This is a genomic window from Clostridium sp., from assembly GCF_029258205.1.
Lineage (GTDB): Bacteria > Bacillota > Clostridia > Clostridiales > Clostridiaceae > Sarcina.
This window is the reverse complement of the sequence record NZ_JARHZJ010000034.1, coordinates 1-12388: the sequence shown is the minus strand read 5'-3', so window position 1 is coordinate 12388 and position 12388 is coordinate 1. Positions and strand designations below refer to the sequence as shown.

The window sequence follows — 12388 nt, the reverse complement described above, 5'->3', positions numbered from 1 at the left end:
CTCATGGAGTTACATCTGAAATTTTTGGAGTTTTATTATCTAAGATGACTAAGTGTAAATTAGTCACTACTATTCATAGTAGAGCTGACTTTGATACCACGAATAAGGTCAAAGGTAAAACATATTGCTGGATACAAAAGATTTTATTAAGATATAATAAGAAATATGTTGTTGTTTCTGATTCTTTAAATAAATTTTTTATTAATGATATGAATGTTGATTCGACAAAAATTGATACTATTATAAATGGAATAAAGCCATTAGAGAAAAGAGAGAAGAGATTAAATGATATTTTTACAATAAGTACAGTAGGAAGATTAACACCAGTAAAAGCACATAAAAAATTAATAGAAGCGTTGATAGAATTAAAAAAAGAAGATATTAAATTTAAATGTATAATAGCTGGTAATGGAGAATTAGAAGAAGAATTAAAGAAACTTGTAGATACTAATGACATGAAAAATGAAATAAAGTTTTATGGATTTGTTGAAGATGTAAGGGATGTACTTGATGAAAGTGATTGTTTAATAATACACTCTGATATGGAGGGGTTACCAATAACGTTATTAGAAGCTATGAGTTATAATATTCCAATTATTACTCATCAAGTAGGCGGAATTAATGGAGTTATTAATGAAAAAAATGGGATACTAATGAAGAAAAATAACCCTGATGAAATTAAAGACAAAATTAAATTTTGCATACAAAATGAAAAAGAAGTTAACTTAAGAGCAAAGAAGGCAGAAATAGACTTTATGAATAAATATGACATTAGTAAATTTATAAAGTCTTATTGTGAATTATATGAAAATTTACAATAGTGGAGGATATTTATATGACCTTAAAGAATGAAAAATACAATGTAATACCTATAATGATATTATACTTATTCGCTTTAGTTTTAATAAAGGTAATTGTTATTGATAATTTTAATTATTTTTATTTTGTAACCTTTATTTCAGGTATATTTATTCTTTATAGAATAAGAATTATGGTGAAGATGAAAGGGTTCTTAGATAAAAATAGAGATTTGAAATGTTTTTATTATATAACTAGTATATATGTAATATATGTTCTAATACTTACTTTAGTAAAAATGCCTAGTGGAATAGTTTATTCTGTAAATATAGTAATTCCATTTATAACTATGTTGTTTTTAATTTATGATTTTGTTAATAATGATTACATAATAGAGAAACTAAATAAATTTATTTTTTATATATTTTTAATAACATCAATAGCAGCAATTGCCATGGTTATTTTAGGATACAGTAAGATAGATTTATCTTTTGAATATGGAATATATTTAACACCAACAAAGACATATCTTATGTGGGATCATGAGGTTAGGCTATCATGGCTGACTTCTCATAAGAGTAGATATGCTCTTTACTGCTTAATTGGTATATTCTTTGTTAATTATAATAAATTTATAAATAAAAAAATGAAAGTTTTAACAATAATATTGCTTTACATAAACTTGATACTTTCAAGTTCTATTACATCTATTACAATAGGTGGACTAGCATTAATATTTATATTAAAGGATATAATATTAAGTTTATTCCGTAGGTTTAGAGTTTTAAAAATATTAACTATAATAGGAGTGCCTGTAATAGGAATTGTGAGCATTTGGATTGTAAGTATGAAGAGAAATATATTTACTCTAGGTTCTAGATTATATATTTGGCAAAGTGCAATGCATCAAATAGGTTCAGATCCTATGGGGAATGTATCTATGGGAAGTGATTTTCTTATGTCAAATCCTAACCTAGATTTCCAATTTACAAATGGACATAATATTTTTATAAATGAATTAATTGAAAGAGGAATTATTGGTGGTATTTTATTTATAGTGCTAATATTAGCAATGTTATTTATATATTATAAAAATAGAAGAATAGAATATTTAATTGCTAATATACTATTTATTGCTGGTGGATGTATAGATTACACTATAGCTTCTGAAATGACTTATATTTTTTGGTTTATAAATGCTTTATGGATTGCAGAATCAATAAGACATTTAAAATCTAAAAACATTTTTGGCGGATTTTAGGAGGATGTTAGATGGATTTAGTTAAAGTTTCAGTAATAATGGGTGTTTATAATGAAGAAGAAATATGGGTTCGTGAAAGTATTGATTCAATATTAAATCAAACATATAAAGATTTAGAGTTTATAATAATACTAGATAATCCAAAAAATAAAAACTTAAAATTATTAATAGAAGAATATTCTAAAAATGATAATAGAATAAAATTTTATGTTAATGAGAAAAATTTAGGATTAATAAATACTTTAAATAAAGCTATAGGGCTTTCAAGTGGTAAATATATTGCAAGAATGGATTCAGATGATATAGCAATTAGCACTAGATTAGAAGAACAAATGAATTTTATAATTAATAATCCAGAATATGAGCTTATTGGAAGTAAAGTCCAGTATATAGACGAGGTAGGAAAGGAAATTCATTTGGAGGATAATAGAGTTTGTAGTTATGAAGACATAAAAAAATATTTAAAATATGATAATCCATTTGCTCATCCAACTATTATTTATAAAACTGATATAGTTAAAGAATTAGGTGGATACGATAAAGCATTGTATGCAGAAGATTATGAGTTAATAATGAAGTTTGTTGTTAATGGAAAAAAGGTATGTAATTTAGATAAAAAATTATTAAAGTATAGGTTAAGAGAGAATGGGATTTCAATAAGTAAGAAAGATTATCAGGTTACTACAACTCAGTTTTTACAAAAAACTTATAAGAAACATTTAAAGGATAATACTTTATATAATTTGAATTTAGATGAACTAAATAGGTTATTGCTTAAGGATGATTCAAGTTGGAATAAGAAAATTTATGAATTACACAAAAAGGCTTTAGTCTTAGGAAAAAGTAAAAATAAGATTTCAAAGGGGTTTTATGTATTATTAATAAGTATAATTTCTCCTAAATACTTCACTTGGTATAAAAATAAAGTAGCTGTAAAAACGTTATTTAAATAAGGGACATTAATGAAAAATATAAATTAAAATAATTTTATTATAATATAGAGGATAATTAATGAAGAATTTAATTAATAGTTTTAAAAATAATAAATTCTTAAACAATTTTATTGTCTTGTTAACTGGAGAGGGCATTGTATCATTAATTGGAATGCTTAGTATGATGATAATCATAAGAGCTATTGGATTGGAATTTAATGGTATGATATTATCAATTCAAACATATTGTTTATTACTAAATAATATTTTTGGATTTAAATCCTTCCAAGCTTTAATAAAGTACGTTGCAGTAGCATTTGAAGGTAAAGATAATGAGAAAGTTAAGGATTATATATATCAGTCATACGCACTTGATATAATTGCTGTAATATTAGCAACATTTTTTAGTTTTGTATTTTTAAATATGTATGGAAGGTTTATGGATTGGAATAGTCATATGATTTTTTATGCAAAAATATTTATATGGGCATCAATATTCCAAATACAAGGAACACCAATTGGTATATTAAGAACATTTAACAAATTTAATTATATAACTTACAGTAATGTTTTAGTAGCTATTGCAAGATTAATATTATATTTAATGGGTATATTATGTAAATTTAATTTTAATTATTATTTTTACTCAGAAGTAATATTATTTATACTTCCTAATATATTAATAAACTATTTAGCTTATAAAGCATTAAAAGAGAAAAAGTTAACAGATTTCTATAAAAGAAAGCTAAGTATAGATAAGGAATTCTTTATGTTTAACTTTTATAGTAATATATCATCTACTATAGATATACCAGTAGGAACTCTTACAACTGTAATAATAAATAAATATTTAGGATACTCACAAATATCTATATATAAAGTTTTTGAGAAGATTGGTTCAATTATTGGTAAATTAGGTTCCCCACTAGGACAAATAATTTATCCTGAAATGAATGAAAGAATAGCTAAGAAAAATTATAAGAGTGCTAAAAAGATGAATGATAAACTTATGTATTCAATTTTTGCTTTAGGAACTGTAATAATAGTTTTGGCGTACTTTACTCATGAATTATGGTTAGGATTTTTTATTCCAAATTATGATGATTATATATTCTCATTAATCTTTTATTTAGTATTTGTTGTATTTATAAATGGAACCGTAGGAGTGCATAGTTTGTTTATAGCATTAAATTATATAAAATATACAGTTCCTATTTTATTAGGTGTTAATGTGGTTTATTTAATTGCAATCTATTTCTTAGTAAATAATTTGGGGTTAAATGGAGTAATATTAGCTTTAAGCTTACAAGCTTTTGTAGTTGTTATGCTTAAATTAGTGATTATGAGAAAAAATAATTATAGAGAAAAAATATAAAAAGCTACTAGTTTTTACTAGTAGCTTTTTTAAAATAAAGAAGAAATTAGTTTATTTAATTCTATAGCTTGATTTTCTAAGGAGTATTTAGATACATGTTCACTACAATTTTTTTTCATATTATTTAATAAATTCTTATTAGTTAATAATAGTGTTAGAGTTTTAGATAAGTCTTTTTCATCAAAAACAACTTTACCACAGCTTCCATTATTACTTAATTCTTTAACTCCTCCTACATTAGTTGAAACAAAAGGACAATTTAATGACATTGCTTCTACAATTACAGTTGGAAAGGCTTCTCTTTTAGAAGTTAAAACTAATAAAGAGGAAGATTTTATATATGAATAAGGATTATTTGTATATCCAAGTAATTCTATATTGTTTTCAAGAGAATTTTCTTTTATTAAGTTAGTTAATAATTCACGTTCATTTCCTTCTCCTAAAATTTTAACTTTTATACTAGGAAGACTTTTTTTTACTTCTTTTATTGAATTTATAAGCAATGAAAAATTTTTATTTTCATCTAATCGTCCTATGGCTATTAAATCTATTGGATCAATAGATTTTTCATTAGATTTTTCAATAATTTCATTAAAATTATATCCATTGAATATTTTAACTGTTTTACTTGAAAACTCTGGATATATAGTTTTTATTAGAGATTCGGTTTTATCTGAAATTGATATTATATAATCTGCTTCTTCTAAAGCTTTTTTTTGTTTTTTATATAAATGTTTCATTTTTAATTTTTCTTTACCATTAAATTTAGAATAATCTAGGTTTTCTATAAATTCATGAAACCACATTAATTTCTTACCTTTAAAAGTAGAGGCTACAAAACTAGGATATAAATAATTGAACGATATTACTATATCAAAATCTCCTTTTATATAGAATCTTCTGATAAATGAAGGAAAGTTTTCTAATAAAAAGAATAAAACTTTTCTTTTTATTTTATATAGAATAGAATTTTCAAGATTTGTGTTTTTAAATAAAAATCCTAGGTATTTGAATAAATCACAATCAGTATCAAAGTCATGGTGTCCTTTTTCTATTTCAAATAAACTTATATCAAAGTTATAGTTTTTTAAAACATTCAACAAATTAGAAAGTATTTTTTCAGAACCTCCACCATTACTAAATGTCCAGGGTATAAATAAAATTTTCATTTGAAACTCCTTAATTTTACATAGAATTTTACATACTTATTATACTATAATGTTAAAAAAATAAAAATATGAATTTTTTGAAAAATTAGTATTAATATGATAATATTAATTAGTATAAAAACTAAATGGAATAATATATTAGGGGTAATGATATGAAAAAAATAGTAATAATAGTTTCTATAGCTTTAGGAAGTAGTTTTATAGCTTATACAAATGTATATGCAAGTACTTTTAATAAAGGGCAAGAAAATATTTCAATTAGTGTTAATAACGAAAAAAACAATACACTCTTAAATAGAGATGATAAAAATACAAATGAGGAAAATGATAAAAGTAAAGGTCAAAATTATTTAGAAAAAGCAAGTGATAGTAGTAATAAAGATGAAATATCTAGTGGATTAAAAAATAATATTAAAAATTCTGAAAATGCTCATGTAAATTTAAATACAAATAAAAATAATACACACATTATAAATAATAGTGATAATGATAAGAAAGAAAATGGATGGGTTAAAAAGAATAATGAAATTTATTATTATGAAAATAATAATAAAACTATAGGACTTAAACTTATAGATAATAATTATTATTATTTTGATGATAGTGGGATTATGAAAAAAGGATTTATTGATATAGAAGGAAAAAAATATTATTTTAATGAAAAAGGAATAATGATAAAAGGCTTTGAAGAAATTGATGGAAAATCATATTATTTTAATGATAATGGTGAAATGTATAAAGGATGGTTAGATTTAGATAATAAAAGTTATTATTTAGATTTAAAGACTGGAATAATGGCTAAAGGAATGAAAGTATTAGGCGGGAATACATTTTACTTTGATAATAAAGGCGTAATGACAAAAGGATTTAAGGAAATAGATAACAAAGAATATTATTTTAATGATTTGGGAAGAATGCACAAGGGATGGATAGACATAAAAGATAAAAGTTACTATTTAGATATAAATACAGGAGTTATGGCAACTGGTACAAAGATATTAGGTGGGAAAACATTTTATTTTGGTAACGATGGTGTTATGAGAAAAGGATGGGTAGAACTTAATGGAAATATCTATTACTTTAATAATCTTGGAAGAATGGTGAATGGATGGTTAAAGTTAGGTAGTGATAGTTACTATTTTAAGGACTCAGGAGAAATATATAAAGGTTGGTTAGATTTAGAAGGTAAAAGTTATTATTTAGATATAAACACAGGAGTTATGGCAACTGGCACAAAAATATTAGGTGGAAAAACATTCTATTTTGGTAACGATGGTATTATGAGAAAAGGATGGATAAATTTAAATGGCAATACTTGTTACTTTAATGATTTGGGAAGAATGGTTAGAGGATGGTTAGAATTGAATAATAACAGTTACTATTTTAAAGATTCTGGAGATATGTATAGAGGATGGCTAGACTTAGGAAGTAATAGTTATTATTTAGATATTAATAATGGAATAATGGCAACAGGAATTAGAGAATTAGGTGGAAAAACATTCTATTTTGGTAATAATGGTATTATGAGAAAAGGATGGATAGATATTAACAGTAATAGTTATTATTTCAATGATTTAGGTAGAATGCAAAAAGGATGGAATGTTATAGGAGGAAATAAGTATTATTTTGAATATAATGGTATTTTACAAAAAAATAAGGTGATTGGAGAATATTATTTAAATTCAGAAGGAATAGGAAACTTAATAGTAGAAGAAGGAGTATATGGTCAAAGTGGAGAAGGTAGAAAGTTAAATTATTATAGAATAGGTCATGGAAAAAAAGTTCTTTTATCTATATTTGGAGTACATGGATTTGAGGATGCTTGGGATAAAGATTCAGAAGAATTAAAAACTATAGCTGAAAATACTATTAATAATTTAAAAGAACAGTATAAATCACAAGAAAGAGCTTTAGATTTGAGTGAATGGAGTATATATATAATACCTTCTGCAAATCCAGATGGTAGATTAGATGGATGGACTAATTATGGACCAGGAAGAGCTACTATTACTACTCATAAAGATATAAATAGATCATTTCCAATTGGATTTAAACCATACTATAGTGACAGAAATTATACTGGAAATAGGCCTTTAGGTTCACCAGAAGCTAAAAGTTTATATAATTTCATCAATAATGTAATGGATGGAGCAAGTGAAAAAGTTCTTTTGGATATTCATGGATGGGAAAATAAGACAATTGGTGATTATAGTATAGGAAAATATTTTGATAATGAGTTTGGATTTAGACATATATCATCATATCCAGGTGGATTTATAATAACTTATGGTAAATCAATAGGTGCAAGATCAGTTTTGTTAGAATTTCCTATGCCAAGTTCTCATTACGATATAATAAGAAGAAATTTTTCGGGGAAATTTATAGATGGGTTAACAAATATATTAATAAATAATTAATGATAATAAAATCACGTCTAATTTTAGGCGTGATTTTTTATTATGGATTTTTGTTGAAAATTAATAATAGAGTTAATGATAAATTTTTATATTTCAATAAATTAAAAAAAAAAGTATTTTGGAATTAAATATTTTTGAAAATTAATGGGTAATGTGATAAGATTATTGTGTTAATATACGGCAAAATAGAAAAATATGGATAGAGGGGATTATTAACATGAAGAGAATAGCATTAATTGTTGCAATAGCATTAAGTACAAGTTTAGTAGGAAACTTAAGTGTACAAGCTAGTGAGGTTAATTTAAATAAAAAAGATGCAGTTATTATTGAGAAAAAAGATGACGATTCTAAAAATTCTAATGAAGATATAGCTAAAAAAGAATATTTTAAAAATCTAGAAAACAATCAATATGACATAAATAAAGAAGAAATTGATATAAATAAAGATAAGAGTTTATACGATAAATTTGAAATTGAATCATTAAATAATGGGACTATGATGTTTGCAGTTCAAAATGTGACTAATAAAGACATTATTTCTGATACAAAAGTAACTCAAAAAATAGCAAAAGAGTGGGCAAAATCAAAAGGTGCTACAGATGAGTTTATAGAATTAGCAAGTTTATATTGGAAATATGCTAAAGAGCATGGAGGAGTAAATCCAGCAGTAGCTTATGCGCAATCAGCAAAGGAGACAGGTTATGGCAAGTTTGGTGGAGTAATAGATGCAACTTATCATAATCCTTGTGGGTTAAAAACAAGACAAGGTGGAGAGGATAATGATCCAAATGCTCATTTTAGATTTGAAAATTGGGATCAAGGTGTACAAGCTCATTTAGATCATTTAGCTTTATATGCCGGTGCCAATGGATATCCAAAAAAAGATACATATGACCCAAGACATTTCGATAGTATTTGTGGAAAAGCTAAAACTGTAGAAGAATTAGGTGGAGCATGGGCACCTAGCGCATCTTATGGTTTAGAAATTTTAAATTTATATGATGAAATGTTAGATAAGACAAATGAGATTAAAGATGGATGGGTTCAAGAAAATAATAATTGGTGTTATTATGAGAATAAAAAAAAGGTAACTGGATTAAAGGATATTGATGGGTACACTTACTATTTTGATAAAGATGGAGTTAGACAATCAGGATTTATAGATATAAATAAAAATAGATATTATTTTAATGAAGATGGAAAAATGCATAAAGGTTGGAAAGATATTGGAGATAAAAGTTACTATTTAGATGTTAATACTGGAGAAATGGCAACAGGATTAAGAGTGTTAGGAGGAAAAATATTCTATTTTACTAATGATGGCGTAATGAGTAAAGGATTTACACAAATAGAAGGGAAAACTTATTATTTTAATGATTTAGGAAGAATGCATAAAGGGTGGTTAGACATCGAAGATAAAAGTTACTATTTAGATGTTAATACTGGAGAAATGGCAACAGGATTAAGAGTGTTAGGAGGAAAAACATTCTATTTTACTAATGATGGTGTAATGAGTAAAGGAATAGTAGAAATTAAAGGTGAAAATTATTACTTTAATGGATTAGGTAGAATGGAAACTGGTTGGATTACTGTAGGAAATAACAAATATTATTTTAATGAAAGTGGAAAAATGCATAAGGGATGGAAAGACATTGGAGATAAGAGCTACTATTTAGATGTTAATACTGGAGAAATGGCAACAGGATTTAAGGTTTTAGGTGGAAAAACATTCTATTTTACTAATGATGGTTTAATGAGCAAAGGTTTCGTTGATATAGAAGGAAGTACTTACTATTTTAATGAATTAGGAAGAATGGAATTTGGATGGTTGACTTTAGGCGTTGAAAAATATTATTTTAATGAAGATGGTAAAATGCAAAAAGGTTGGTCAAATATAGACAATGATAAGTATTATTTTAATGAAGATGGTAGAATGCATAGAGGATGGAAAGATATAGGTAGTAAAAGTTATTATCTAGATATTAATACTGGAATAATGGCGACTGGCTTTAGAGAATTAGGAGGACAGACATTCTATTTTACTAATGATGGAATAATGAGTAAAGGATGGACTCAAGTCAAAGAGAATAAATATTATTTTAATGATTTTGGAAGAATGCAAAAAGGTTGGCAAAAGATAGAGGGAAAAGAATATTATTTCTATCCTGAAAGTGGAATAATGGCTAAAAGTACCACAATAGATGGTAGAGAAATAGATGAAAATGGTGTAGCAAAAGATTTAACTAAAAAGTTAATTGTAGTTGATCCAGGTCATAATTATGGTGGTGATTACGGGGCAGAATCAACAATTGATGGAGTAACATATAAAGAAACTGAATTGGATATGTTTATTGCTGTAAAATTAAAAAATGAGCTTGAAAAACAAGGTTACAATGTAATATTAACAAGACAAATATTTGAGAGACCTATGGATGATTTGAGTACAAGTATTGCTAAAAGAGTTGATTTAGCAAATAATATAAATGCAGATGCATTTATAAGTATCCATCATGATTCATCAACTAGTATTATGGCTAAAGGGACTACTTCATTCTATAGTAGTTGGAAATCAGGCTTAGATAATACTGATATAGTTCCAGGTAAGGATCCAAATGGATATGATTGGTATGACTTAAGTGTTGATTTAACTCCAACAAAAGAAGCATTAGTTGGAAAAGATTTAGCTAAAACTATAGTAGATAATTTATCGGCGGATGTTAATTATTTAAATAGAAAAGATCATGATAGAAACTTGGGGGTTGTTAAGAGAACTAATATGCCATCAGTATTGGTTGAATGTGGATTTATTACAAATCCAGAGGAAGCAAAAAAAGCTGCTGATCCGAATAATCAACAAAAGATAGCAGAATCAATTGCAAAATCAGTTAAGCAAGTTATAGGATAATAGGTTAATTATTCAATATTACTAGAAATATATTTTATATTTCTAGTAATATTTATGTTTGGAGGATGACAAATGAAAAAAAAACATGCATATATGATTATTGCACATAATGAGTTTGAAATTTTAGAAAAATTGATTATTTTATTGGACGATGAAAGAAATGATATATACTTGCATATAGATAAAAAAGTTAAAGAATTTCCTTTTGATTATTTTAAAGGTTTAGTTAAAAAATCAAATATTGAATTTGTTGAAAGAAAAGATGTTAGATGGGGAGCTCCAAGTCAAATAGAATGTGAATTAGAGTTATTAAAAGCATCAATAAAAAACAATTACTCTTATTATCATTTAATTTCAGGTGTGGATTTACCTTTAAAAAGTCAGAATGAAATTCATAAGTTTTTTGAGGATAATAAGGGAAAAGAATTTATACATTTTTGTAGTTTTGAGGAAGCGAAACAAGTTGAAAATAGAGTTAAAAATTATCATTTCATGAAATACTATAAATCTTCAAATAAACTTCTTGGGTGTAGTGTAAGAAATTTTAATAAAATAATTGGAAAATTACAGAAAGTAGTTAAGTTTGAAAGAAAGTGGGATAATAGTATTAAACTTTGTTTCGGGGCACAATGGTTTAGTATAACTGACGAATTAGCTAAGTATGTTGTTAGTAAAGAAAAATGGATTAATAATACTTTTAAGTTTACAACATGTTCAGATGAGTTGTTTTTGCAAACTTTAGTATATAATTCTAAATTTTATGATAATGTTTATTTAAAAGGAATAAATGATTATAAAACTTGCATGAGATATATAGATTGGAAGAGAGGAAATCCTTATGTATTTAGAAAAGAAGATTTTAAGGAATTGATAGAATGTGATAGATTATTTGCAAGAAAATTTAGTTCAAATATAGACAATGAAATAATAACTAAAATCTTTAATTATTTAAATTGTAAAAAATAGATTAAATTTTAAAATTATAATAAAAATACTGAGAACTAAGTTCTCAGTATTTTTTGTCATATATAGTTTTTCTAAATTAATATATTAACTTTTGATATCCTCAAATATATAATCATGAATTTGTTTGATTGTAGCATCTTTATTAAATGTTAAATAATACACACCTTTTATCATTTCACCTTTAGAATAGTTGTCTTTAGGGAATCTTTCTTGCTCTAATCCAGAACCATCCATAGAAGCAACTATTTTTGCAAGATTTAGAATTTCACCAGATGAAAGACTAGTAGTTACCATAGGCATAAGTTCATTTAAGATTGTTGTGTATTTAGCTGGAGAAATTTGAGTAAATTTCTCAAATAATTTATTTAAAACTATTCTTTGTCTTTCAGTTCTTTCACCATCTCCACCAGCAGTATATCTTATTCTACAGTATGCTAAGGCTTGAGTTCCATTAACATGCTGAGTACCAGCAGAAGTTATGTTAGATACATTTGTTTTATTTAAAGCGTTAAGATCATTAATATAGTTATTTATATATTGAAGCTCATCATTTCTGATATCTAAA

9 protein-coding genes are annotated in these 12388 nt (G+C 25.2%); 7 read left to right on the top strand and 2 right to left on the bottom strand.

From position 1 onward, the window contains the following. The 4 genes from Q1J60_RS04730 to Q1J60_RS04715 all read left to right on the top strand — a co-directional run. Nucleotides 1-821, top strand: an 821-nt coding sequence (locus Q1J60_RS04730) for a glycosyltransferase family 4 protein (protein WP_300375023.1), incomplete at its 5' end; no start/stop codon positions are given. 14 nt (nt 822-835) lie between these two features. Next, on the top strand, nt 836-2059 hold the full coding sequence (locus tag Q1J60_RS04725; RefSeq protein WP_300375022.1) for an O-antigen ligase family protein: 1224 nt from the start codon (nt 836-838) through the stop codon (nt 2057-2059). Between the two features lie 11 nt (nt 2060-2070). Next, complete coding sequence (locus tag Q1J60_RS04720; RefSeq protein WP_300375021.1) at nt 2071-3012, top strand: glycosyltransferase; 942 nt, start codon at nt 2071-2073, stop codon at nt 3010-3012. Nucleotides 3013-3070: 58 nt separating this feature from the next. Further along, complete coding sequence (locus tag Q1J60_RS04715; protein WP_300375019.1) at nt 3071-4366, top strand: lipopolysaccharide biosynthesis protein; 1296 nt, start codon at nt 3071-3073, stop codon at nt 4364-4366. Between the two features lie 29 nt (nt 4367-4395). On the opposite strand, the gene Q1J60_RS04710 is transcribed toward Q1J60_RS04715, so the two are convergent. Next, nucleotides 4396-5535, bottom strand: coding sequence for a glycosyltransferase (locus tag Q1J60_RS04710; RefSeq protein WP_300375017.1), 1140 nt, complete (start codon nt 5533-5535; stop codon nt 4396-4398). A 152-nt stretch (nt 5536-5687) separates the two neighbouring features. On the opposite strand from Q1J60_RS04710, the gene Q1J60_RS04705 reads away from it, so the two are divergent. The 3 genes from Q1J60_RS04705 to Q1J60_RS04695 all read left to right on the top strand — a co-directional run bounded on the left by Q1J60_RS04705 (nt 5688) and on the right by Q1J60_RS04695 (nt 11823). Beyond that, nucleotides 5688-7952: a M14 family zinc carboxypeptidase gene (locus Q1J60_RS04705; RefSeq protein WP_300375015.1), complete on the top strand. Its 2265-nt coding sequence runs from the start codon at nt 5688-5690 to the stop codon at nt 7950-7952. 217 nt (nt 7953-8169) lie between these two features. Beyond that, the gene (locus Q1J60_RS04700; RefSeq protein ID WP_300375013.1) at nt 8170-10857 is read left to right on the top strand and encodes an N-acetylmuramoyl-L-alanine amidase; all 2688 of its coding nucleotides are present in this window, start codon (nt 8170-8172) and stop codon (nt 10855-10857) included. Nucleotides 10858-10929: 72 nt separating this feature from the next. Further along, nucleotides 10930-11823, top strand: coding sequence for a beta-1,6-N-acetylglucosaminyltransferase (locus Q1J60_RS04695; RefSeq protein WP_300375011.1), 894 nt, complete (start codon nt 10930-10932; stop codon nt 11821-11823). Nucleotides 11824-11907: 84 nt separating this feature from the next. Here the strand turns inward: Q1J60_RS04695 and Q1J60_RS04690 are convergent. Then, on the bottom strand, nt 11908-12388 hold a 481-nt coding region (locus Q1J60_RS04690; RefSeq protein ID WP_300375009.1), incomplete at its 5' end, for an LCP family protein.